Source organism: Pseudomonas kitaguniensis (genome assembly GCF_009296165.1).
In the GTDB taxonomy this organism is placed as follows: Bacteria; Pseudomonadota; Gammaproteobacteria; order Pseudomonadales; family Pseudomonadaceae; genus Aquipseudomonas; species Aquipseudomonas kitaguniensis.
In genome coordinates, this window is the sequence record NZ_VUAZ01000019.1 from 100,263 (window position 1) to 123,538 (window position 23,276).

General features: G+C 50.6%; 21 protein-coding genes and 1 pseudogene. 12 read left to right on the forward strand and 10 right to left on the reverse strand.

Going from position 1 to position 23,276, the window contains the following annotated elements; translation table 11 throughout:
- Position 1: 1 nt before the first annotated feature.
- From F0169_RS04140 to F0169_RS04155, 4 genes are all read left to right on the forward strand, one after another.
- Positions 2-355, forward strand: a complete 354-nt coding sequence (locus F0169_RS04140) for a gamma-glutamylcyclotransferase family protein (RefSeq protein WP_152745690.1) — start codon at positions 2-4, stop codon at positions 353-355.
- Between the two features lie 101 nt (positions 356-456).
- The gene (locus tag F0169_RS04145) at positions 457-792 is read left to right on the forward strand and encodes a hypothetical protein (RefSeq protein ID WP_058412301.1); all 336 of its coding nucleotides are present in this window, start codon (positions 457-459) and stop codon (positions 790-792) included.
- A gap of 68 nt (positions 793-860) precedes the next feature.
- Positions 861-1,901 carry a DMT family transporter gene (locus F0169_RS04150; RefSeq protein ID WP_152745692.1) on the forward strand — a complete coding sequence of 347 codons (1,041 nt, stop codon included), beginning with the start codon at positions 861-863 and terminating at the stop codon, positions 1,899-1,901.
- A gap of 333 nt (positions 1,902-2,234) precedes the next feature.
- Entirely contained in the window at positions 2,235-2,504 is a 270-nt protein-coding gene (locus F0169_RS04155; RefSeq protein WP_058412304.1) for a hypothetical protein, read from the forward strand.
- A 167-nt stretch (positions 2,505-2,671) separates the two neighbouring features.
- Here F0169_RS04155 and F0169_RS04160 read toward each other — a convergent pair whose 3' ends face one another.
- The 3 genes from F0169_RS04160 to F0169_RS04165 all read right to left on the reverse strand — a co-directional run bounded on the left by F0169_RS04160 (position 2,672) and on the right by F0169_RS04165 (position 4,677).
- Positions 2,672-2,917, reverse strand: coding sequence for a hypothetical protein (locus F0169_RS04160; protein ID WP_152745694.1), 246 nt, complete (start codon positions 2,915-2,917; stop codon positions 2,672-2,674).
- 629 nt (positions 2,918-3,546) lie between these two features.
- A complete protein-coding gene (locus F0169_RS27310) occupies positions 3,547-3,717 on the reverse strand; it encodes a UBA domain-containing protein (protein WP_172979323.1) in 171 nt (56 codons plus the stop codon).
- A 573-nt stretch (positions 3,718-4,290) separates the two neighbouring features.
- Positions 4,291-4,677, reverse strand: a complete 387-nt coding sequence (locus F0169_RS04165) for a hypothetical protein (protein WP_152745696.1) — start codon at positions 4,675-4,677, stop codon at positions 4,291-4,293.
- Positions 4,678-5,895: 1,218 nt separating this feature from the next.
- Here F0169_RS04165 and F0169_RS04170 point away from each other — a divergent pair.
- A complete protein-coding gene (locus tag F0169_RS04170; protein WP_152745698.1) occupies positions 5,896-6,735 on the forward strand; it encodes a hypothetical protein in 840 nt (279 codons plus the stop codon).
- Here the strand turns inward: F0169_RS04170 and F0169_RS27700 are convergent.
- Positions 6,732-6,986: pseudogene (locus F0169_RS27700) on the reverse strand (hypothetical protein); the annotation flags it as partial. The gene F0169_RS04170 and the pseudogene F0169_RS27700 overlap by 4 nt on opposite strands.
- A 375-nt stretch (positions 6,987-7,361) precedes the next feature.
- Between F0169_RS27700 and F0169_RS04180 the strand changes: the two are divergent.
- On the forward strand, positions 7,362-8,621 hold the full coding sequence (locus tag F0169_RS04180; RefSeq protein WP_152745700.1) for a tyrosine-type recombinase/integrase: 1,260 nt from the start codon (positions 7,362-7,364) through the stop codon (positions 8,619-8,621).
- A gap of 37 nt (positions 8,622-8,658) precedes the next feature.
- Here F0169_RS04180 and F0169_RS04185 read toward each other — a convergent pair whose 3' ends face one another.
- Positions 8,659-8,868: a hypothetical protein gene (locus tag F0169_RS04185; protein WP_152745702.1), complete on the reverse strand. Its 210-nt coding sequence runs from the start codon at positions 8,866-8,868 to the stop codon at positions 8,659-8,661.
- A gap of 505 nt (positions 8,869-9,373) precedes the next feature.
- Between F0169_RS04185 and F0169_RS04190 the strand changes: the two genes are divergently transcribed.
- Positions 9,374-10,138, forward strand: coding sequence for a hypothetical protein (locus F0169_RS04190; RefSeq protein WP_152745704.1), 765 nt, complete (start codon positions 9,374-9,376; stop codon positions 10,136-10,138).
- A gap of 374 nt (positions 10,139-10,512) precedes the next feature.
- On the opposite strand, the gene F0169_RS04195 is transcribed toward F0169_RS04190, so the two are convergent.
- The 3 genes from F0169_RS04195 to F0169_RS04205 all read right to left on the reverse strand — a co-directional run bounded on the left by F0169_RS04195 (position 10,513) and on the right by F0169_RS04205 (position 17,702).
- Positions 10,513-13,302 (reverse strand): DEAD/DEAH box helicase family protein, encoded by a 2,790-nt coding sequence (locus tag F0169_RS04195; protein ID WP_152745706.1) that lies wholly within the window; start codon positions 13,300-13,302, stop codon positions 10,513-10,515.
- A gap of 378 nt (positions 13,303-13,680) precedes the next feature.
- Positions 13,681-15,825 carry a DEAD/DEAH box helicase gene (locus tag F0169_RS04200; RefSeq protein WP_152745708.1) on the reverse strand — a complete coding sequence of 715 codons (2,145 nt, stop codon included), beginning with the start codon at positions 15,823-15,825 and terminating at the stop codon, positions 13,681-13,683.
- Positions 15,826-15,923: 98 nt separating this feature from the next.
- Positions 15,924-17,702: a HamA C-terminal domain-containing protein gene (locus F0169_RS04205; protein WP_241679044.1), complete on the reverse strand. Its 1,779-nt coding sequence runs from the start codon at positions 17,700-17,702 to the stop codon at positions 15,924-15,926.
- A gap of 125 nt (positions 17,703-17,827) precedes the next feature.
- Here F0169_RS04205 and F0169_RS27705 point away from each other — a divergent pair, with 125 nt between their 5' ends.
- The 3 genes from F0169_RS27705 (at position 17,828) to F0169_RS04220 (ending at position 19,471) form a co-directional block, all read left to right on the forward strand.
- Complete coding sequence (locus F0169_RS27705; RefSeq protein ID WP_152745710.1) at positions 17,828-18,157, forward strand: hypothetical protein; 330 nt, start codon at positions 17,828-17,830, stop codon at positions 18,155-18,157.
- Positions 18,158-18,243: 86 nt separating this feature from the next.
- Positions 18,244-19,212, forward strand: a complete 969-nt coding sequence (locus F0169_RS04215; RefSeq protein WP_152745713.1) for a DUF932 domain-containing protein — start codon at positions 18,244-18,246, stop codon at positions 19,210-19,212.
- A 67-nt stretch (positions 19,213-19,279) separates the two neighbouring features.
- Positions 19,280-19,471: a hypothetical protein gene (locus F0169_RS04220; RefSeq protein ID WP_152745715.1), complete on the forward strand. Its 192-nt coding sequence runs from the start codon at positions 19,280-19,282 to the stop codon at positions 19,469-19,471.
- 29 nt (positions 19,472-19,500) lie between these two features.
- Here F0169_RS04220 and F0169_RS04225 read toward each other — a convergent pair whose 3' ends face one another.
- Positions 19,501-19,809, reverse strand: a complete 309-nt coding sequence (locus tag F0169_RS04225) for a helix-turn-helix domain-containing protein (RefSeq protein WP_124415349.1) — start codon at positions 19,807-19,809, stop codon at positions 19,501-19,503.
- A 121-nt stretch (positions 19,810-19,930) separates the two neighbouring features.
- On the opposite strand from F0169_RS04225, the gene F0169_RS04230 reads away from it, so the two are divergent.
- Positions 19,931-20,587 (forward strand): hypothetical protein, encoded by a 657-nt coding sequence (locus F0169_RS04230; protein WP_152745717.1) that lies wholly within the window; start codon positions 19,931-19,933, stop codon positions 20,585-20,587.
- A gap of 33 nt (positions 20,588-20,620) precedes the next feature.
- Positions 20,621-20,953 (forward strand): hypothetical protein, encoded by a 333-nt coding sequence (locus F0169_RS04235; protein ID WP_152745719.1) that lies wholly within the window; start codon positions 20,621-20,623, stop codon positions 20,951-20,953.
- Between the two features lie 581 nt (positions 20,954-21,534).
- Here F0169_RS04235 and F0169_RS04240 read toward each other — a convergent pair.
- A complete protein-coding gene (locus tag F0169_RS04240; RefSeq protein ID WP_152745721.1) occupies positions 21,535-22,038 on the reverse strand; it encodes a HEPN domain-containing protein in 504 nt (167 codons plus the stop codon).
- Between the last annotated feature and the right edge of the window lie 1,238 nt (positions 22,039-23,276).

Genomic DNA, 23,276 nt, shown 5'->3' on the forward strand with positions numbered 1-23,276 from the left:
TATGGAACATTCCACCCAATTTCCTGTGCTGTTGTTTTCCTACGGCACCTTGCAAGACAAAGCCGTACAACTCGCCAACTTCGGCCGCGAACTGGTCGGCCAACACGACGCGATGCTCGGCTATTCGCAAAGCTGGGTAGAAATCACCGACCCCGAGGTGCTCGCCACCAGCGGCAAAACCCACCACCCTATCGTCGCGCCCACCACCGAACCGGCGGCCAGCGTTGAAGGCAAGGTCTTTCAGATCAATCAAGAGGAGCTTGTGGCGGCGGATGCCTACGAAGTCTCGGACTACAAACGCGTGTCGGTGGCGCTGGCGTCGGGGCTGACCGCGTGGGTGTACGTGCAAGCCTGAAGATGAAAATTGCGGGGAAGTGATTTCAATCCGCCAGCGCGGCGATTAGAGTGGCGCGCTTTCGAGAATTGAGTCTCGATTTTTGCCCATGGAGTTACCCCGTGAAGTACGTCAGTAAAGTGGTTGCAGCAGCCGTTCTTGGTTTCACCCTCGCAGGCTGCACCGGCACCGCCATCAAATCCCCGCAGTACGACAGCAGCCAATACACCGTTCTGGGCCACAGTGAAGCCAGCGCCACCGGCATCATGCTGTTCGGGATTATCCCGATCGGCCAGAACAGCCGTTTCGTACGCGCCCAGACTGCAGCCATCAAGGCCAAAGGCGGCGACGCGCTGATCAACACCCAAGTACAGGAAAACTGGTTCTGGGCTTGGGTGCTGAGCGGTTACACCACCAAGATCTCGGGTGACGTGATCAAGCTGAAAACCGCGCAATAAGTGTGAGCTTGCCAGGGCGCTGACCCTGGCAAGCGACGTATCATGGGCCAGACTTTCGAGGACGGCCCATGAACCTCAGTATTCTTTACGCACTCGCCGCCGCCGCCCTGTTCGGCGCCAGCACCCCGCTCGCCAAAAGCCTCGGCCTGAGCCTCTCGCCCGTGCTACTCGCCGGCCTGCTCTACCTCGGCAGCGGCATCGGCCTCGCCTGCGTACGCCTTTTGCGTGATCGCGGCTGGAAACCAACCGGACTGACACCTTCTGAATGGCCCTGGCTGCTCGGTGCCATCGCGTTCGGCGGCATCCTCGGGCCGGTCGCGTTGATGTTCGGCCTGACCCGCACCGCTGGCGCGACCGCCTCCCTGATGCTCAACCTTGAATCGGTACTGACCGCCGTAATCGCCTGGCTGGTGTTTAAAGAAAACGCCGACCGGCGAATCGTCCTCGGGATGCTCGCCATCGTGCTCGGCGGCGTGGTGTTGTCGTGGTCCGACGGCGGCGGAACCGACCAAGATTGGACCGGGCCGTTTGCCGTCGCGCTGGCCTGTGTGTGCTGGGGGATTGATAACAACCTCACGCGCAAAGTGTCCGCCGGCGACGCGCTGTTTATCGCTGGCGCCAAAGGCTTGATTGCAGGGTTGGTCAATTGCAGTTTGGCGCTGTACCTCGGCGCGCAGATTCCAGGAGTGGCGCAGTGGGCGCCTATCCTGTTGGTCGGGTTTCTGGGGTATGGCATCAGCCTGGTCATGTTTGTGTTGGCGTTACGCGGGCTGGGCAGTGCGCGCACGGGGGCGTACTTCTCGACAGCACCGTTCCTCGGTGCGGCGGTGGCGTTGCTGGCGTTCGGCGAGTCGGTGACCGTCGCGTTCTGGATTGCTTCGGCGTTGATGGCCGTGGGCGTGTGGCTGCACCTGACGGAACGCCACGCGCATGAGCATCAACACGAGGCGACGGAGCACGCGCATCGGCATGTGCACGATGAACACCATCAACATGAGCATGGGTTTGAGTGGGATTCGGCAGAGCCGCATAGCCATGTGCATGTACACAGCGTGATACGGCATAGCCATGCGCATTTTCCGGATGTGCATCATCGGCATCGTCATTGAGGCTGGGAACGCGTCAAACAAGCAGATTTGGGCAACGTCCTACACTCCATTCGGAAGCGTCGGCCTGTCGCTTCAAAATTGCCGAGCCTATAGTCACGCGGTCGCCCACAAGGCGATCGGGTTTGGCGACTCGACGACAATCGACAGAAACGTCTACGCATGTTTGCGGGATGCTTCTGCACGCAATAAGCTGCTCAACGGTAGCTGTGCGCGGGAGACCTTCGGGTCTGCCGGTTTTCCGATTGTCCCGGTTCGCCAACCTGCGTACAGCTGCCACCTTTTGTTTGGCGACAAATGTGTGGTTGCTATCCTTCGACAGCCGGAGCTCCACATATGAATCAATACATCGCCCTGACCAGCAACGACAGCGCCACCCCTGCCCTTTTTATCGACACCACCGTGCCACTGGAAATACTCCTCGACGCAGCTACTTGCAGGCTTCGGGCGGTCACCCAAGTCCTTGAGAACCTTGCACTGCGCAGTGAAATAAGTACTGATGCCGTTGTACTCAGCGATTTCGCGTTGCTCTGCTCAGTCCCCCTGCGCGACGGGTGCGACTTGCTCGATGTCATTGCGCGGCGGATGGATATGCCCCGCGAGTGATCTAAAAACCGCAAACTTTCAAAATCCATAAATACAAAACCCCTGATTTCTCACGAAACCAGGGGTTCGTTTATACGATATTGGGGGGTGATGCGCTGTAAATGAACCTGCCCGTTTGCCCAATATGATTCGTGGCGCGGGCGACCAGCGATTGGAAATGCTGCAGGTCACTCCCTCGCGGCGCGCTCGGCTCGGCCGATGGCATTTGCCACTTCCTCAGCCAGTTCAGCACCTGCTGCAAATACCGCCTCCAGCGTTTGCCGCGCATCGTCGTGCAACCGTTGCATCTCCAGCGGCGGCGTCTCGACGGCATTAGCCTTGGCCAGCGCTGATATGGAGTCATCCCAGGCGTGGCGGGCTAACTGATAGGCATCACTGGCGGGTTTGAGCGGTTTACTGTCGATCATAGGCAAGGTCGTGGTTCCTTTCACGCGTGATTAAAGTCTATGAATAGCCGCGTTTCCAACATGGCTTTCACTTTCAAGCGTAGCAAGGTCAGTGGTGAGATCCTTTAAGAAAATTCTTAAAAATCACTGTCTGATTTGGCCGAATCTACGGGAGCCAGCCGTAGAGCTTTTCAATACAGGTCAGAGCAAAAAAAATCAAGCCATTGATTTATATGTACTTTAATTCCTAACTTTATCGCATACCTTTCCTCACCGCGAAACGGTCGGAAACCAAGCCCAGTGTTTACAAGGGGCCTAGCGTATTTATAACCCTTATTTTGCATTCCTGACCTTTATTACCAGCTTTCGACCCCCACCTGAAAATCACTTTTATTTTCTTCCTACCTGTGTTCAGCCGACATTTCTTTAACCGTTCCCTGCCCAGGACGACGAGCCACTAATACTGCCCGTAGCCCCTGCAGGATTGTCACGTCAACCCTTCTATTCCAAAGCGTATAAGTACTATTTTTCAAGCGCTGCCCATAGGTTGCTTCCGCCATTTCGCCTTTAGGCATAGAGACTTAAAAACAGACGGATGGAGCGGAGGATTGCACAAACAACAGTTTGTAAAGATAAGAGACATACTTAAGCCAAAATTACAGAGTCAGCTCCAGAATAGCATTAACTATATCGTTTTGATTACGTCGCAGCGCCGCTATGACTTTTTCTAGAGACGCACCCGTCTGCGACATTACAAGCTCAATATCTTTAGGATCTATTCCATCTAAATCTAAATCTAAATCTAAACCTATTTTTCCCGATGTCATGGCTCTTTCCTCATTAGATTGTATCGTCCGGCTTAGAAACCGATAACTAGCATTGATAGGTATAGCATCAAACTAGATCCCCATCTGATTACTTTACTGCTTGGTCGATCTGGGCTGGCGGGGTGTTCTCATCAGTTAATTTTTCTCACAAAACCGTATGAAGCTCGAAAATCTGACTCTCTAAATTACTGAAGCCCTTGCACCGCAGGTACTACAGCCCTATTCGCCATGCTCATCAGCTCGCTCGTTTCTCACTGCCGTTATGTGACACTCAGTTTTTGAAAACACACCAAAATCCGCGCTTTTCTTTTTTGACGACTCTAGTCCGGGCCTCTACGCTTTTAGCCGTTGTCACCTCGCGGGGTGTGCCGTGAATTGCACGAGTACCACTCTCCGAGCACTGCACATAGGTGGCTTTCGCATTGGCCGTAGAGACTAAAAAAGCAGACGGAGAATCGGGGGATACTCCAGACCTTCCGTAAATAAGCCACCACTGTCTCTACAAGTAATCTTATAGGGGCAGTGCTGCTTATTTTCACTGGTTAAGGGTAGCTCAATTTTGTGGGTCTTATATCACCGCGACTGCACCTGCCCGGCCAGGTCCGCTTCGTCCTTCTCGCGTTGGAGTTCCCGTAGAGACTTTACTATATCCTTGCAATTTGCATCTAGATTAGCAGCCTGTTTCCTCGTCAACTGGGGCCCAAGCTGGTTCTTGCACAAATTATAGTGCTCATCTTTAATATCCTCATTCGTTTGTAGGAACACTGCACCATAGGCTTGACGGGGAATGCCAGAGTTTATTGCGAGTACAAATAGTGCGGCGGCGAATAGTGGAAGCCGTAAGTCCTTGGTGAATTCACTATCCGCAGGTTGCGCATCTGACTGCATTACCTTTGAAACCTTGAAAACCGGCGCACCCTGAATGGCTCTAAAAAAATTCGCGCATGCCCAAATTTTCATAACGCCTCCAAAAAAATAAAATCGGAGATACAACTTATCCACCTTAAAAAAAACATATCACTGTCAAAACTAACAGTCAGCAATACGCATTTGGAATAACGTTTATTCCAATTCAAAAAACTAAGATCGAGAGGAGGATGTAAAGCTATCGCCGCACACTTGGACACTCAACAGTGGGAACCAAAATCCAAACGTCGACGAATTTGACATTTTGCGCCGTAGGTGTAGATACGGCTCATGGAAAAAGCCCTCGCGTGAGCGTGAGAGCCTGTTTCCATAATCGCCTCTGCGTGAATAAAGCCCGGCGAACGCTGACCGTAGGCACTGTGATCAATGAGGTGCGGGCTCAAATTTATAAACCAGAAAACCACCGATCTGCCCCGTATGGCCGTTTTTCGAACGCAAAAAACCACAAACCCCCGACTTTCTCTAGGAGAATCAGGGGTTTGTGTTTACATAATGTGGCGGTGAAGGAGAGACTCGAAAGCACCCGCTCGTCAATTTTTCTCTCTACCCCCCCGGAATACAAGGGCTGTAGCCCGGTGAAATTTTTGAGGCCTGTCCCACGTTGGTCCCATGGATTAATACGGATAAATGAGAGCTAGTGTCATGAATACGGCAAAAAGCGCCAGTTCCCTCACAAAATCAACAAGCCACCGGTAGCATCCCGGCGCACGTATTTCCTCATTCCAAACCCTCGCCCCACCACCGTAACTTTATTTCCAGGAATATATCGCCTTTTATTTTCAAACTTTTTACGTTCTTAATAATCGCTAAAAATCATATGTGCTTTTATCTTGCCAATCCGAATTATTGCGCTAGGATCAATTTTCTACGATATGAACGCCGGAGTTTTCCCACATGAAAAGGATGACATCAATGACCCTGCCCCTCCATTAATCGCTTAACTTTCATCACGTTAACCCAGGCTTATTTTTGGCCGGCATTTCAACGGCCTTTTATTGCGCAGCGCTCAAGATCCGCATAGCCCCAAGCTATTCGCACCGATTAACGATTGACAGCTGCCAAGCATTAGGGCAATACCAGGCCATCGATACGTTGCTGACCTGATTCATATCATAAACTCCGTATCGTATACCTGCGACGATTCAACTCGACCTGGCTAAAGCATTAAGTCTGGGTGGTTCACTATTACAAAGCAAAGTCCCGCCCCCCGCCAATTTAGGCTTGGTTGGAAATCTTAATAAGGAATCGACAATGAAAACTTTAAACATTCCAGACATTTGCGATCACATTGCGGTTCAAGCACCGTATTTCGCTTTTGAAAGATTGGAGGGGCAAAGGCAAACGATCAGTGGTGATTTTGTATCGGAGCAAAATATAGGGTATGAGCGAGGCGGCTTATCGTATGCCGAAATAGGAAGGCACTTAGCGATTCTGGGCTCTTGCGCCGCCGTGGTGGATAAGACCGAAGGGAAAAATTATTACTTGGCGTCCAAAGCCACGCTTAGGATATTTCGAAGCCCTAACAACGAAAGAAAATTTCAAGCGTCCGCGGAAGTTATTACTCAAAGCAAACGAGTACTCGTAATCAGCGCTACTGCCTCTGATGGTCAACCATTTGCCCACCTGAACTGTGAGTATCAGATTCTTTCAGAGGCAGTGTTTGCCAAAGCATTCAGTGGGTATAAAACTGCCCGAATGCCTCTGTCGCAAATCTCTCCGTACTCGAAACCAATTGAACTGGATTTTTACGACCCTGATGGTTGGACGCTGACGGCAAAAAGTAAACCGTTATTACCCGACTGTTTTCCCGGGCATTTTTCGGAGTTCCCTACTTGGCCAGTTGCTATAATCGCTGGGGCAGTAGGTCAAGTGACTACCCGCCTACTCCATCACATGCTAAACAAAAAAGCCAGCTACAACATTGCTCATATTGACTTAATCGCGTTGAAATTGACTTCATCAGTCGAACCACTTTTTTTTGATGTCGAAAGTACTTCCGCATCCGCCGCTCTTTCCCGATATACCTTCTCTGCAAAGATACGCACTAAAGACTTACTAGTAGCCACTATAGAGATAGAGCTATATACCTAAGCTGTTTTACCCGAGGAGGGAAATATAGTCCTATGAGCGCAGCCGGGCTTTACGCCACATGAGCAGACCTCCTCCTCGAGCCAGTGATTCACCTGCGCCATGCAGGCCTGAATCGGCTCCAGCTCATTGGTCGCATAGATCTGCGCCGCCTCTCTGACCGATCCAAACCCACCCGCGCTCTGCGGCACGGTGCCCATAAGCTGCGGCGGAATGCGCAAGCTGTTCAGCACGTCGTCGTGAGTCTGGTTTCTGGGTTGAATTCGGCCTTGGCAACAAACCTTCATCGCCATCAGATTTCTGATAGTCAGACTCTAGAGCATGTAAGACACAGAACGTGACAGCCTAGCGTTAGAAGGGACGTGCCGGAGAGCGAGAGTAGTACAATCAAGTAGTACAAACGAAAAAGCCCGTGAACTCTAATTAACTGAATTCACGGGCTTTTCTAAATATGGCGGTGAAGGAGTCCGCCAAATTAGAATCCACCACAAACTCAACAAGCCTCCTAACCCTTTATATTAAGGCACTTTTAAGCCTATCATCGTCTTAAGACATCTACCAACATTCGTCACCTTCCTAGCCTTTGTGGGGGAACAAATGGGGGAACAAACCAGATAAAGGATATTCCCATGGGAAAGCTGACCGCTAAGCAAATTGAAAATCTGACAACCCCAGGCACCTACGAGGACGGAGATGGCCTACGTCTCCTGATCAAGCCCAATGGGAAGAAGTATTGGGTACTGCGCTTCCAGCTCTCCGGAAAGCGGAGGGAGATGGGGTTAGGCACCTATCCTGCAATCGGCCTTAAGGAAGCTCGGCAAAACAGTAGCGATAAGCGTCGTTTACTGCGCGATGGTATTGACCCCTTACAGGCTCGTGACGATGAACGAACGGCACAGGTGACCGCTGAGCTGCAACGTAAAAATAAAGCCATCACGTTCCGGGACGTTTCAGCCGATTACATAGAAGCTCACCGTGCTGGCTGGAAAAACGTCAAACACGCCCAGCAATGGACGAACACACTGGCTACTTACGCCGCGCCCGTCATCGGCGAACTCGCCACCAATCAGATCACCACCGAGCACATCCTCGACATTCTAAAGCCCATCTGGGGCAGCAAAGCCGAAACAGCTAGCCGGGTTCGTAACAGGATCGAACTAGTCCTCGATGCCGCCAAAGCACGTGGACTGCGAGACGGTGAAAACCCAGCACGCTGGCGTGGACACCTAGACAAGCTGTTACCACCGAGCTCCAAGGCTAAACGTACCCAAAACCACCCGGCATTGCCTTACTCGGAGTTGGCTCGTTTCATACCGGCACTTGATAGTGTCGAAGGACAATCCGCCTACGCACTCAAAATGACGATCCTCACTGCCTGCCGAACCAGCGAGGTTCTTGAAGCCGACTGGAGTGAGGTTGATTTGAAAGCCAAGCTATGGACGATTCCAGCGGTGCGAATGAAAGCGGGGAAAATTCATACCGTGCCGTTATCTGATGCGCTTATCGCACTGCTCGAAGATCTCCCACGAATCAAAGGTAGCTCGTTGCTGTTTCCAGGGGCTCGTAAAGGTCGCCCCATTAGCAATATGGCCATGTTAATGACTTTGCGTCGCATGGACCAAAAGGACCTGGATGATGGTGGCAAGGGCTGGCGCAATAGCAATGACAAAGTCATTACTGCTCATGGGTTTCGCAGCACATTCAGGGACTGGGCTGCTGAATGTACACCACATGCGCGTGAAGTCTGCGAGATGGCTTTGGCTCACGTTGTCGCCAGCGGTGCTGAGGCGGCCTATTGGCGAAGTGACTTATTGGAAAAACGCCGTGTATTGATGGCTGATTGGGCCGACTTTGTGACACGCAATGTAAATGGGTCTGCCATTCTTTAGTAAACATGGCGCTGAAGCAGATGGTTCTCGAAAGGCGTCAGGTATCAGCGACACCTTTTGTCGCCCAATCGATTTTGCAGCCAACACGCGTAGTTGCACGGATTTGACCGCCCACTTGCAAAGCCGCTCCAGTCATTTGCATTCGTCTTAGACCAGCGACCACTGCAGTCACGACCGGCGTAAAACGACCCATAGCAGTCAGTTGAGATTTATCTAAAATGCGTTGGCTCGCCAAAGCTTTGATCATGTCTTTGCATGTGCTTCAATGGCATTGAGCCATCATCAAAAATATCTGCGAGCACAATTAGAGTGCGAGGGACTGGGATGTTTAAAACCGTTTCCCTAACCGCCGTGCGTACGAGTTGAATTGCGGAAATGCGCCACGTTGGAATGGGCACCTTACCCTGCCCAGCCAACGAATACAGCTGCCTAGGGAACCGCTGATTAATTCAAATTCCAGCGATTGCCTCCCTTATAAATCAAGGCTTGCAGGGCACCTTGGTTGCAAAAAGGCGAATAAATCAGCGACTCTCTAGGGATCCTCTGAAAAGCCCCAAATTTTTCAGATTCGCAGGCCAGCAGATCGCGTATTTCCTGACTCGAAATTTTCGAGTGTAGGCTTTTTCAGAGGATCCCTAGTTATTCTGATCGCGAAAACAAAACGAAACACTTGTGCAAATCGAACCGGCTGAACCGTGAGACTACATCGCACTCACTCATTAGCCCAATAGCCCTCACGACAAAGAGATATCATGAAGCACCCCCTGACTTTAAATGCAATGGAAATTCTTAGTCGCGACGATGAGAGTTTAAAACCGTTTCTGCGAGAAACCTTTAGGTTTCCTTCTGGCACTCTGGGAGTTGAGCGTAGCTCGCTAAAACTACAGGCTACCCAACGTATCGACGACATTGTGATGTTTCATCAATTTGCGATGTTTACTCATACGCAAAGCAACCAAGTAGTTGCGCCATTGTTTGAAGCCTTCAACAAGCACTACAATTTAATGTTCGACCACATGGGAGACGATCAAGAGAAAATCTCATCAGCCCGAATGGCGTTCCGGAATTTCAACGCCGCAGCCCAGCTTCGTCAGGTGGAGTGCATTGCTAACGAGAGTTTGGTTATTAACTTATGGGCCACAATAGAGCAAATTTCAACTCGCTGCCTGGCAGTTATTTCAAATCACGCCTCTGGGAAACGTGCGCCACACATATGGAAAGATATTGAAAAATACTACACAGATCGGAATATCATTCTGAAAAATGCCATCTCCTATACCACCATTGACGAATTGAGAGTACTGAATAATAAAATCAAGCACTCCTATCTTGTTGATGATGATCTCTTACCATTCGACTACTTCAAAACACACGTCAACAAGAGAATCGACGCTATTCCACTACGGGTATTCGATTATACTTTAGCAGCGTACAATTTCGTATGCTTCATAACCAATAGATCTGGAGAAAATGATTTCTATCCAGAAAATGAAGAGGACGATGACGACGACGAATGAACCATTCGATCAAGGTTTGGCTGGTTCAACCGCGAGGTGCAGGCAAGATGCCGACTGCGAAATCAAAGCGTCTAGCCAATGTTGCTCATTTATATTAATTCCATGTCCCGGCAAAAATCTAAGTTGAAGCTGCATTGCAGGATTGGACTGCTTGAGTAAAATTGGCCAAGGGCTGAAGGGGCATTTTGGGTCTAAAGCAACAGCTATGAACGACAGCGTTCGATCCAGGGCAGCCCCTTTGCGCTAAGCTACTCGCAGCTAGGCCGCTTAGCAGCTTCGATTTTTGAAAAGGAATTCTTCCCTCGGATCCCCGAATAGTCAGCTGCTATACCGCGTGCAGTATTCTCAAATAAAACCCTAACCATAGTGTTGATTCAGTTACCCGTGAGCCTAGAAAGGCGCCCTTGGAGTTGCTGCATGTATTTGTCACCAGCACCAGATTCAATCGCCTCTTTGCAATGTGCAACAGCGGCGGAAATGTCCGGGATGGCCTCAGCACATTTGCTCATGAGTTCGTAATAGCTTGCGATTCGGCCTGCCGCCTTTTCATCTCGTTTGGCAGATTCAAGCGCCTCACGCGCGACATCTAATGCCAAGTTCGCTTCTGTTAGTTCGAGCAACGCTTGACTCTTGCGATAGAGAAGCCAGTGATCCTTCGTTTCGGGCGCGAATTTTTCGCAAACTTCTAGGGCCCTAGCAGGCACGTCGGCAGCTAGGAATGCTTTCATAACAGCTCTCACCGAGAATGCGTTCAAGCTTCCCGCGTCGACCAATGCGTCCGCGAAAATCATTGCTGACGCATTTAGTCGGCTAGCTAACTTTGCCTTGCCGGCGCTCTTGGCAGACTGCGCAGTGTTTGAAAGCGCCTCACACGCGCTCGTCCATTGCTTGGGATCAATTGACTCGGGCGGCACAGTCAAAAGTTCTGGCATGGCATCTGCAAGTGAGATAGTTGCGTCACTATGCTCATATCCAAACTTTGAGGTGAATGCCAAGAACGCTTCGTAGAACTGATCTAGCCCGTCCAATGCCGCGATCGCAATCACGTCCGACACCTGCTTGACTTTGCTAGGATCAGCCGACACCTCAGCCAGCACTTTGGGATACGAACGCAAACGAGCAACCGCAGCGAGTGAGACACGAAGTGGGACGGCTGACGAGCCGCTGAGAAGTCTTTCAACCAGCCAAACCATTGAAGCCTCGCCGGCTCCTTTCATTCGAGCGTCAGCTTCTCTTTGAGTGCCCAAATGAGCGATTTGGCCATGAGCAGCATGCCATTCCGGCCGGTGAGCCAGAATCTCTTGAAATGAGTTGAGCGCCTCGACAACCATGCCAGAGCGACGCATGGCTTTACCACGATGATGAAGCAACTCGATCTTCAGCTCATCACGCACTCCAACATCAATAACCGACTGATATTCGTGCGCGCACTCCTTGTAGTAGGTTTGGCGCGCCGCGTTGTCATCGATTGTGTAAGCGAAATCCTCCTTCGCATCTACGATGCAGAGAACTTCCGCCAGTGAGGACTTCTTCGTGATTGGCAATTCGTATAGATTTGCAGCGATCTCTGAACGAGCATCACCACCGGCCTGCATGAGGGCATACATTAGCCAGTCTGGAGCCCTAGCGCCGCGTAAGTGATGGATCTCCATCAATTGCAACTCACACAGGTGAATCTGGCGGATGGCACTAGACAGCATCTCACCAGCCCCCTCAGCGACATACTTTTCAATGGCATCAGAGACAGGCTGAGCATCTGGCACTGTCCTTACAGCATCACAAATCAAATCATGAACTTTCAATAGCCCAGGAGTCGTCGCCGATTGGAGAATCGAAAGACGCTGAAGGTTAATCGATGCAGTCTGCCTGATAAACGTTCCGAGAAACCGCGCGTCGTGCGTTCCTGACATGGAGTTGGCAATCTTAACAAGAGCTTCTAACGAGTGCGTGTCCAGCCTGCTTAGAACTTCACGCATAATGAACGTTCCGTCTTGGCTTGACAGCAGATCTGGCTTTTCTAACACCTCCCTGTAGAAGGACTCCTTGTCTATACCGTTCACCTTACACACGCTTCGCGTTGCCGCGAGGATAAGTGGGGAAAACCTGCAAACCTCGACATATCTGCGTGCAAGCTCACTGAGCTTTCGAGCGTCTTCACCCAACACTTTGACCGCAGTCTCGAATGAGAGCGCCGGTGCAGGCACGTAATACTTACTCCCAGGCGAATTTAGAGTCGATGTCACAAGAACAAGGCCACCTGAAGCCAAACCTGGTTGTAGCTCCTCGAATGTCGATTCATCGACGACCCAATCCAAGTTGTCGATCACGAGTAATGTGGGGTAGGAGTTAAAGGCTCCGGCAACGTTAAAGGGAGTACCACCACGGGAGCGCTTTATTGAACTAAATGAAGCACTCTTCTTCAGGTCCTCGCCATAAATCCAAATGTAGTTTCCAATCTGCTCCACGTGCTGTCGGACGTAGTCAATAGCCGCTTGGGTTTTACCCGTGCCACTCAGGCCGTGCAGAACGCATATACCTAATCCTGATTCCAGCTGCTTACGCACTACGTTCAAAACTGAATCATCGGATTGATGATTTTCGCACCTGCTCGGGATGCGCCCGTAGTACTCGTAATTCTCTAAATTCTTTGCGAAGTCAGGAAAGAAATCTCCAAAGAAGGCGCCGTCACTAGGATTTGCCACGGAAAACTCGTATACGAGCTTCGCCAATTCGCGCGCGTCGAGAATGTTAACGATGCCTGCGTATTTCTGGCCGTGGTCACTTTTTAGAAATTTTGCGCGAAAGGATTCCGGTTCCTCTTGGCTAGCGATGAGATAAATCTTCTTAGGATTTCCATGTGATAGAGCATGATCGATGTCCTTAGCGACCTTCTTGAAGACGGGGGGATCATGTTCCCCCCCGGCATTTACGAAGTAGCCCTTCTCGGCGCTATATTCGCCAATGACATCACCGCTGTGGGAGAACGTGTCGACGGTGTATCCCACTGGGCGATAGTCGGCGTTCAATCCATGATGAACAAGTCGTTTATCTTCGATGAGCTCTATGAGGCGGTGCCCAAACAGCTCAAGCGATGATGCATCGATGGAGACGATTTCATCAATGAGACTCTTGATAATGCGCTTTTTGATAGGCTCAGATTGCATATGAAATCCGGATTATTTGGATAGATGACATGCAGGTTCGCGTGTTCTCCGACCGATCGCAACTCCGTTGAGGAACGGACTAAGGTTGCTGACGTAGCCGGCAAGCATAGCGTGGCGCCCAGCGCAGCACCGTTGGCAGCCAATTCAAAAGCATTTGCAGGCGACTAGCTGTTTTTTGCTGTGGCTTGTGGCCTGCATCTTCAATTCCTAACCAGCAGCTTCTAATTGATTGCACCCGTTACGGCTGCTAGCTATTGGCCATTCTCTGTCGGTCATGTCCATGAAACGTTTTGGTCAAATCCGATGCAATCGCTGGTCAGTACAAACGCAAGCAGGTGGTCAAGTGGATTGCAAATTTTCAGCCAACGTGAAAGCTCACTACATTTCGGCTACCGCCCAATGCATTAAGCTTTTTTCAAAGCTGCTCAGCTGAAGTCGCTCTACTCGGGGGGCCAATGCCCGGAGTTTTCCCAGCAAATCGTTCAGATTCTCCGACGGTAGGATCAAGTTTTTGATCTGGGTGGAAATTTGAGTGGGAATGCCATACTCGTCCAGGGCGGTGAGTAGGGGGTCGAGGAACAGGTTTTCAAGCTGTTCAGCAAAGAAGCTGAAGTCACCCGGTTCGACCCCGTTTCTAGTCAGCACGTCGGCCTGAATCTTGTTGATGGCCATAATGTCCCGTGGCAAGCGAAAGCAAACCATGTTTCTGATGAACTTCAGACGTAGATTTATGGCCTCACTGGCCGTGTCATCCTCTCGCCGGCTTGCTACCGCGTCCCTAAGGTAAGCGGGTAGGCTTTTCTGTGTGCGGAGCTCATTGATATGCCAAGCCAGCTGCGAGCTGGAGGATATCCCGTAGTCCATCAGGTTTCCGCCTTCCAGACTGTATACCAGCTCACACAAGTAGTTGAACTGGTTAGCCTGTTCAGGGATGCCTTTCCATGCAAGCAGGCTACGACTGTGCGGCAAGTCTCGAATAATCGTCTCCGCGACCTCAACCTGCCGATCAATGGGGATGTGCCTATTTTCGATCAGGGTTGCTGGTGACAGCACAGGATTGGCATACGCTTCCTGCAGCCGCCCTCGCGAAACGTCAGTGAGGTACTCGTTCTCCAACTGCATTAGGAGCCCCATTGGAGAACTCTCGTTCTGATGGCCTATGGGGTATTCGACTGTGAGGCCTTGCTCCAGTGGCGGCGCTTCGAGCATGAACACTTTGCCGATGAAGTATTTGTTCATGCGACCAGCACGACCGGAAATGTTCTTGTACGTGAAGTAGTCGAAAGTCGATGTGTTCAGTCGACGGTCATAGATGATCACGTTCTCTGCCGAGGTGTTAACGCCCTCGATCATCGTCGAGGTGCAAATGATCCGCTTGATTACCCCTTCATTGAACAGTTTGACTATGTATTGCTGCAGTGCACGTGGCACCCCACCATGGTGAATCCCGATGCCCAGCGATATCGCCTTGGCAACGTTCCATTCAGGGTGGTAATGCTTGGAGATCCAAGCGGCTATTTCTTGTGTTTCAACCACGGGGGCCAGCCCAGCTTCCTTGATCAGATACTCGGCAACCCTGTTCGCGCTCGGTGGTGCCTGACAGTAGATCAGGGTAGGTGACTCCAAGGTCTTGACAAGCTCCAGCAATTTTTCCTTCCGCTCTTCGGAGCGCATACCCAGATTGAAATTCTGTATATCGACTGCAACTGTGCTGTAGTCGGAGGGGATGAAGTGGTACTCGTAACCATCCAGGCCTGAGATCTTCTGTATATGTGGCCCGAGCATGTAGAACTGAGCGCCGGTCTTGGCGAGTTTGTGGAACGCTAAGCTCAGGTCGACGGCTCTGGTACTTTCATCTTTGTCGTTCGCCAGGTCGATTTTGTAAAACTCGTCCAGGACAAAGAACTCCACATCAGCTAGGTCAGGACGCTGTATGACCCGCTCCTGGGTGAGCAGGTAGACGTTGGTTGTATCGGACACAGCTTCCTGGCTGGGATGGGTGATCAGGTTGAAGTCTTTAAAACGCTTGACCAAGCGTCGACGGGTTTCGTCGATCAATGCAATGGTTGGAACAATCACAACCACCTTCTTGAATCGTCGTTGCGCCAGTACAGCGTCGATGACGAGGCTCTTTCCTACGCTAGTGGATGCGCTCAGCACTACGTTTCGGCTTTGCATGATCAGGCTGAAAACGTGGGCCTGTAGGTGATGGAAAACCATACCTTGTTCGACACCCTCAACCCTGTGAGCTTCGTACGCCAGTCGGTCAGACAGGGCCATGTTGCTTAGGTGAGGAGTGATGTAAGGGAAGAGGCCGACGGCCCGCACCATGTTGAGCAGCAGCGACTGTTCGACTGAGTCGAACAGGCTGAATCTGTCGAGTGCTCGGATCACTAAGTCACGACCCTCCCACTCTGAGTTGCTCCTGTTGACGATGGTGTTGATGGCGAGCAGCACATCGATCGTCGATGCACCCTCATCACTGAGCTGAGCCAACTTTTTTTTGATCGTTTCGTAATTCATGACCGCATCGTTCCTTGAAATCTCCGAGGCAGGCTTGGCCAGCCCTCGGATGCCCTCACCTTCCTATATCTTCAGCTACGTCAACCGAAGGACGGGTATCAGCTAAGTGCCTGTAAGTCTTCCAGCGTTTTGCAGCGCGCATTGAAGGCCTGTGTTAGCTGCACGATGCTCTCCATAGGCACCAGAAAGACCATTACCTTTACCTGCTTGATGTTCTCCGGCAGTTGAGTGATAAACGTGCTGTAGTGGGCCTGAATCTCTGTCTTGAGGGTGTTTACATAGTCAGCAAGCCAGCCGGACGAGAGCGCCGCGCTATCGTAGGTCAATAGGATGGGAAAGCAGAGGACGTTCAGCATGTCGTCGACTGACGAATTACGATGTAGGGCCTGGTTGAAGGCTTCTGCCTTGGGCTGATGGTGCAGAGGTTCGCGCAGGGAAATAATGATTTCGCGCTCTGCCGACAACACTGTTTCCGAGATTGTGCCGTCAAGGACTTCGCAGATCTGTTCCAGCGTCGCATCCATAGCACCCGCTTCAATTAGGCGTGCAAGGCCTAGCCATAGCTGATCGTCCTGCCCAGACTGCTGCACGATGTGAGCGTTACCAAACTCAGAAAGCTTGCCGGCGGATTTGTAGAATACCTTGCATGCAACTGGCTCACTGTTTTGGCGGCTTCGCAGGATGGCATGGAGAATCAGTTCTGCGATGAGTCTGTCGCGCGGCAGTTCCGTGTCGCTAAACGAACTGATTGAGCGGGCCAGGATCATTTCGGCGTTGTGCGCAAGGATATTCACGATCTCGCTGGCCTTGAGGGAGAATTCGGGCAGCCATTCGATGAGATGTTTAGCAAAGCCGTCGTATCGCCATTTTTTCAGGGCATAGCTCACGTTAAAGCCAGAGACGGAGCGCAACAGGCCTTCTTCGGTGCTGGCGTGAAACTCGACCAAAAACGGATCTGGGCGTTTTTTGTAGGGCTTGGACGTGGTCGTTGACTTGTCATCAGCCTCGTCCAATAGCTGCTTCAGATGAGCTAGTGCCGGCTCTCGATGAATTATCTTTTTCGCCGCAGCTGTCTTCACGTTTGCTGTGGCGGCCTTGTCGGCCAGCTCCAGGAACTCGTCGTAAATAGCCTGAAGCTGAGTAAAATTGGGGCGATTTCCGAGATGCTCAGCAAGCTGCGACAGAGCTTTAATATTGACGGCCTCTAACGTCTCAACATCACCGTATACCTGCCAGACAAAATTTTCTGCCCAGTAGGAGAAATTCCGCTTCTGCGCAGACATGAATTTCTTAAATTTGTTGAACAGTGCCAAGCCTCGGACCGTGGTGCTATCGGGTAAAACCCGCTTCTCCAACGAGGTTTTGAAGCCCTCAAGAATGGTTGCGACATCGCGTTTGGTCACGATTCGGAAGCAGGCGAGTCCTGGTCGCACGTCGCATTTTAGCGATTTGTGTAGCAGGGAAGAATCGGCCTTACCGCCGTCCAGCGCGATCACCTCTTGCCAGTTCCATTTCTTGTCATCCTCGGTCGTTTTGACCTGGATATATTCATTTACGGTGTGCCCTGCGCACTGAAATACAGCAACGATATCGTCCGCTGTCTCGCACTCCACTTGAGAGTAGTTGCTATCGCAAAGCATTTTGAAAATGAAGCTGACGGCTACGTGGTCTTGATACTTGAAGCCTTGCCTTGCCGCAGGCCCACCTTTGTTGGTTGGGCTAGGAATACGCACCATGACATCCCTGTATCGCTGGAAATTTGCTAGAAATCGGACATCCGCTTCAGCTCTGTCAACCAACCAAGAGAGGACGGTGCCTGCTAATACCCTAACGCTACCACTAATGGCGATTGGCCGACCATCAGCAATATTGACCATACACAGCGGCTATTGACCAATTGCGGCCGATCAGAGCGAACAGCAACGCAAGAATTTCCATCCGATTCTAAAAATTCTCAAACACACATAACAGCTATGACATCACTACCAAAGAGGTTCGCCCCATGTCATTGCAGTGCCCTAGGTGTAACTCACCCAAAATCGCCTCTCTCCACCAGGCTATGAAAATTGCAGCTGCACTCGGTACGTTCGGCGGCGCAACACGCGGTGTCAGTGCAGCATTAGCCGGCAGTCAAGCGGGTGCCACCGTCGGCGCAGTTGCCGGTCCCTTCGGCGTCACTCTCGGAGCCGTTTCTGGCGCGATTCTCGGCGGGCTTGTTGGCGGCGCTGGCGGCTGTGCATTAGGCGCTCAACTGGGCGACAAGCTTGACCGTCATGTACTCGCCCACAACCTCTGCCTGATCTGTGGGCATCGCTTCAACCTCCCTGCTTAAACCATTTCCCACTTCTCTCTTTTTATACGACAGGGCCACGCGATGCGTGGCCTTTATGCCGGCTCGCACCCTAAGGAATCATAATCATGGCTCATCAAATCGAACAAATGGCTTACGTTGGTGCAACTCCGTGGCATGGCCTCGGCAGTCAACTGACTCAAAAACAACCTATCGAGATCTGGCAGCGTGAAGCCGGTATGGACTGGCAGATTCAGGAAAGCCCGGTCCACTTCAAAGCCGATGCTATCGGCCATATGGGCAGTGTTCACTCATTCCCAGAGCAAAAGGTACTGTACCGTTCCGACACCAAGGCTCCGCTGTCCGTAGTATCCAACCGCTACCAAATTGTCCAGCCGCGTGAGGTTATGGAGTTTTACCGTGACCTGACTGAAGTGTCCGGCTATGAGCTGGAAACGGCAGGTGTTCTGAAGGGAGGGCGTAAGTTTTGGGCATTAGCGCGAACCGGGCAAAACGCCACCTTGAAGGGCAACGATCAGGTTAATGGCTACTTGTTGCTGGCGACCTCGTGTGACGGCACCCTCGCGACCACAGCCACGCCGACCACCGTTCGCGTGGTTTGCAACAACACGTTGAGCATTGCCTTGGATGGTATTCCCCATGCAATCAAGGTCCCACATAACACGCGATTCAATCCTCAGTCGGTGAAAAAGCAACTCGGTATTGCCGTCTCGCAATGGGACGAATTCATGTACCGGATGCGCGTGCTCTCCGAACGCAAAGTTCAGTGGCCTGAGGCGATGAGCTTTTTTATGGAGGTGCTATGTGAGACCTACGCCCATGATCCCATTCCCGACGTACTACCCAACAAACGAGCGCTGGAGAAGGTTCAAAACTTGTACGAAGGCAAAGGTCGCGGATCAGACATGGAGTCCGCTCGCGGCACCGCGTGGGGCCTGCTAAACGCAGTAACTGAGTATGTCGATCACGAGCGTCGTGCCAGGAGTTCAGAGTACCGGATGGACTCAGCTTGGTTCGGGCAAGGAGCACAAATCAAGCAACGAGCACTCGACTCGGCTCTACGACTAGTTGCATAAAGTTGTTTTCGACCAACATGCCTGAGCGATCAACGCTCAGGCATTTTTCCGCCTGAAGGAAAATACGATGAATTTCATACGCTTTGTCGGTCTGCTTTTCATGTTTTTCGGCATTCTGGCCAGCTGCCTGTTGGCAGTTGCACTAGCAGTTCTCATGGCTCGCTATTGGCCAATCCTGATTGCAGTGCTGCTGGCAGCCTTGCTATTCGAGTTGATCACGACAGAAGCCGGGGTCGAAGTATCTTTGAACCCGTGCTGAAGGTAGGCCAAAGGCGCATTGCTGAGTCGCTATTGAGATTCCAGCAGCTCGTCCAGGTATCGCATTAGCTGCACGCGCTCATCTGCATCCAGCTTACTAAACTTGATAAGCAGCTCAGCTTCGTCATCTTCGACCGCGTAAAAATACGCCGCAGGAACACTGAGCACCTCGCTCAGCCGCTCGACCAAATCCGGGGCAGGAACCCGCTTCCCCAACTCGTATCGGTTCATACGGGTGCTTGCAGACATCTCGTCTAAGCCGGCATCAAGTCCTAGTCGTTCTTGCGACAACCCCGCCCTAATACGCGCCTGCTTTATCCGCTTTGCCAGTACTGACATGCACACACCCAATTTCCAAAGGGGCATCGTGCATGCGCAGCTTTTTCCAAATACTACCGTTTTGGTAGTATTCGAATATCATACGAACTCAATCCAACCACCGACAAAACCGAGCGCTCAGATGAAAGTCAAAATCTCGCTGATCAATACAATGCTTTTTGCCGCTTTACAGGCAGGTGTGTCCCTGACAGCTGCCGCCGACCCGAACGTACGTGTATGCGATACGACCCCCACCCCCATGCCCATCCTTGCGATCAAGCACATCGACTGCTCTATCCCCAACTCTCCGTCTTCAGTAAATAGGGCCTACGTCGATCAAAACGGCAACAAAACTTTGCAACGTGTTGATGGAAGGCGAATCGTCAACTGCGACAGCGCAGGGACCTGCGCGCACCGTGGTGAATTCATGGGCAATGCTCCTGAAGGGATCTACGGGATCACAACCGGATGGTATCTGGGCACAGATACGGCGGGAGCGGTCGTGGCTTACAAGGAAGGTACCGGTCCTGGCTACGGTGGAAATCGTTACGAACCACAAGCAACGAAAAAACCATCGTCAAGCCCGGTAGACGTAAGCAAACTTGACGTTGTATGCATGGCAACAGCGGTTTTTAACTGTTCGATCAATGGGCAAGATATAGAAGATCAGGATTTACCTAAATATCTTCCGTTGGTGGATAAAAAGGATGTAAAGAAACAAGGTGGAAACTGCGACTCAGTACCACTTTGCTATGACAAGAACATGATGCTCTTGGGCCTGAACAAAGATTTATTTTAAATCCCGTTAATATCACTAGCAACTGGAACCAATATGGACATCAGTGTTTATTCAGCCAGCGAAATATCCAATGAGGACATTTCCTCAATGATCTCAGAAAAAAAGTCTTTCAAAATAAAAGAAATCGAATCTGATTTTTTTGGTGACACGGTAGAAACCTTAGAAAAGCTAATTGAATCTCAAGGATTCACATGCCGAGTATATACCGCAGGACGCATAGCAGCCCTTGGAGTCGGTGCACTTACTATCGTTGGAGGAGTAGCAGCCGGAATTACAATTGCAGCTCACAACATTGCAACCTACAATCCAGACTACGAAATAGCTAAATTTTATCCGACAACGCTCGCCGCCACCTACAAAAAATAGAAACTCCACCAACATAAATCAAACTTACGCCTTCCTTAGCAAAACTGAGGAAGGCATAAGGCTCCAGAGTTTTATTTTTGAGTAACAGCTAATCATGACTCCACTCGTGCATCGTCTAATTCACTTCAAATAACTGACAAAATACTTATCAGCCACCATTATTTCGACAATCTCGCATAACTCTTCCCTCCATAGTTATCAAAGCAAAGAGGTATCAGCCGCTTACCGTGTGATTTATGGCATCTGGGACGATTCGGCCACGATGACCTTCAACCGTAACTTCAACGCCTAAAACTGTCGCGCTTCCCGTAAGCCCGATAGCGGCACCTTCAATCTATTATCCAGCGCCGATACGCTAAGACAGGCCGCTACATCAGCAACAGATAACTTTTTTTTCGTTCAATTAATGACAACTTGTATCTCGAACTATTCGGGGCAACGCGGTTGCTCATGGCACATCCTAACGAAACTCATTTTAAGGCTTAAACGTGTCTACGAAACTAGAAGCGATTTATTCGGCGATCGCAGTCAGTTTGCGGGATAAATCCAACGCATGGCGTAAAGTTGAACTTCAAGACTTTCTACACGGAAAAATCATCTGACAACACGCCAGACATTTGCTCTTCAATTTTCAGTCCGTACCAACCGTTCTCCACTAGAGCTTGTAGTGACAATACAACTAAATTGAAGCCGAATTGCGATACTTCAAGAAGCTTCTTGAAATCCTCATTTAAGCTTTGATCCATGATTTCATTTTTCATAGGATGGTGCACTCTGTACCCGCCGTGTACAAAAGAACTTCGGCAGTCGTACATTTCACGCAAGTGCTTCTTTAAAATCCTTTTGCCCTGAGCATCTAGCTTTAAGAGTGTTGAGATCCGCTCAACTAGATTAGTGAATCCTTCTCCTACCTTTGTACCATAAATGGCCTCTAATGCATGAAATGCCCAAATAACCCAAACGACATCTGCGTCTGCGCCACAGCAAATATGCAAAACTGAAAAAATTGCTTTTTCTACGCCAGACTCGGCTCTTTGCCCGACCCCCATATTGAGTTTCTTATACCAACAAACAACCGATGACAAAGGTAATATTCTAGGCGCGAAGAGCGAGTCCCCTGCCAACAAGTTTCTAAACCCTGACTCAAAACAATCTGCTGAAAGTCGTAACTCAGTAATTAGCCCTCTTCCCGAATCGATACGTATACCAAGAAAATCGCATACACCTGGGCGAGCAATGTTTAGGATAAAAAAATATCGTACAGGAACTGCTCAACAAAATGGCTTACATACCACTGTTGCCGACCGAGCTCCTCATCACTCTCCAAAGTTACCTACACCACAAATTCCAACTCTGGAAACAAGGCAAACTCTATTTGCTCTATGGATAATGTATGAATTAGCTCCGCAACGTTGAGCGATTCAATATTGATTTTGTACGCATCTACAAAAGGAAAAAAAATCGCACTCAACAATAACTTTTACGTCGCCATGCATATAGTGCCAAGGCCCAATTACGCTGATGGCTTGCATCAATAATTCCATATCTCCAGACTTAATCTCCTCCCGACGCTCACCACCATCTAAACGCCCCCATCCCCTCCTGCGAACCGTCACCAATGAAACCGTCATATTACCCCCCCTCACGCCAGTTATTATTTAGAGGATATAGCATCAGCTCCTGGGGTATCAATCGTGCGAGTGAGTGCGTAACTGCGAGGGAGCGGTTCAAGAAACGGATCAAATCCGATTTAGACGCATCGATACGCATGATGAAGTTCGGTGCCGACGCTGGAGATATATCCTCATAGCGGTCCTACTCTGGCACGCTACAGAATCTCGACCGAGTAATCCTGGATTTGGGAAAGGCCTTTTCCTTCTTCAGTAATGGCCAGTGGATAAAGAGTTTGGATGACTACATCACAACGAAATCTGGTGAGATTACCTCTTCACTATGTGCTCATAAACTAGTTCATAGAGCTTCTGCGCTAAGGATTCGTCGTAGGCGATTCTAAAGCCGGTGACTGCCCTCCCCTGGCTGCTCCAAACACCACCGTCTGATGTATCGGTGTAGATCCACCAGATGGAATGACCTCTCACGACAGCAAACCAATTCGAATAGCCAGAAGGAAGACTTTCTTGCAGTAAGGGTGTTGCCTGACTCTCCTTTGCCTCTGCCCAGGTGCGCCACCTACTGACCTTCTCACCAACCTGAGCTATGTGCTTTTGAATACTGCTGCGCGTGTGCATCAGACCATTTCCTCACGTTGTTCAAACATTCAGATTGAGGTTCTAGATACAAGATCGAGTGACCTCCAATTGAC

Bases quoted from the DNA above. Each gene is read 5' to 3' on its own strand.
- F0169_RS04140 (WP_152745690.1), top strand. From the start codon at position 2: ATGGAACATTCCACCCAATTTCCTGTGCTGTTGTTTTCCTACGGCACC.
- F0169_RS04150 (WP_152745692.1), top strand. From the start codon at position 861: ATGAACCTCAGTATTCTTTACGCACTCGCCGCCGCCGCCCTGTTCGGC.
- F0169_RS04155 (WP_058412304.1), top strand. From the start codon at position 2,235: ATGAATCAATACATCGCCCTGACCAGCAACGACAGCGCCACCCCTGCC.
- F0169_RS27310 (WP_172979323.1), bottom strand. From the start codon at position 3,717: ATGACATCGGGAAAAATAGGTTTAGATTTAGATTTAGATTTAGATGGA.
- F0169_RS04165 (WP_152745696.1), bottom strand. From the start codon at position 4,677: ATGAAAATTTGGGCATGCGCGAATTTTTTTAGAGCCATTCAGGGTGCG.
- F0169_RS04170 (WP_152745698.1), top strand. From the start codon at position 5,896: ATGAAAACTTTAAACATTCCAGACATTTGCGATCACATTGCGGTTCAA.
- F0169_RS04180 (WP_152745700.1), top strand. From the start codon at position 7,362: ATGGGAAAGCTGACCGCTAAGCAAATTGAAAATCTGACAACCCCAGGC.
- F0169_RS04185 (WP_152745702.1), bottom strand. From the start codon at position 8,868: ATGATCAAAGCTTTGGCGAGCCAACGCATTTTAGATAAATCTCAACTG.
- F0169_RS04190 (WP_152745704.1), top strand. From the start codon at position 9,374: ATGAAGCACCCCCTGACTTTAAATGCAATGGAAATTCTTAGTCGCGAC.
- F0169_RS04195 (WP_152745706.1), bottom strand. From the start codon at position 13,302: ATGCAATCTGAGCCTATCAAAAAGCGCATTATCAAGAGTCTCATTGAT.
- F0169_RS04200 (WP_152745708.1), bottom strand. From the start codon at position 15,825: ATGAATTACGAAACGATCAAAAAAAAGTTGGCTCAGCTCAGTGATGAG.
- F0169_RS04205 (WP_241679044.1), bottom strand. From the start codon at position 17,702: ATGGTCAATATTGCTGATGGTCGGCCAATCGCCATTAGTGGTAGCGTT.
- F0169_RS27705 (WP_152745710.1), top strand. From the start codon at position 17,828: ATGTCATTGCAGTGCCCTAGGTGTAACTCACCCAAAATCGCCTCTCTC.
- F0169_RS04215 (WP_152745713.1), top strand. From the start codon at position 18,244: ATGGCTCATCAAATCGAACAAATGGCTTACGTTGGTGCAACTCCGTGG.
- F0169_RS04220 (WP_152745715.1), top strand. From the start codon at position 19,280: ATGAATTTCATACGCTTTGTCGGTCTGCTTTTCATGTTTTTCGGCATT.
- F0169_RS04225 (WP_124415349.1), bottom strand. From the start codon at position 19,809: ATGTCAGTACTGGCAAAGCGGATAAAGCAGGCGCGTATTAGGGCGGGG.
- F0169_RS04230 (WP_152745717.1), top strand. From the start codon at position 19,931: ATGAAAGTCAAAATCTCGCTGATCAATACAATGCTTTTTGCCGCTTTA.
- F0169_RS04235 (WP_152745719.1), top strand. From the start codon at position 20,621: ATGGACATCAGTGTTTATTCAGCCAGCGAAATATCCAATGAGGACATT.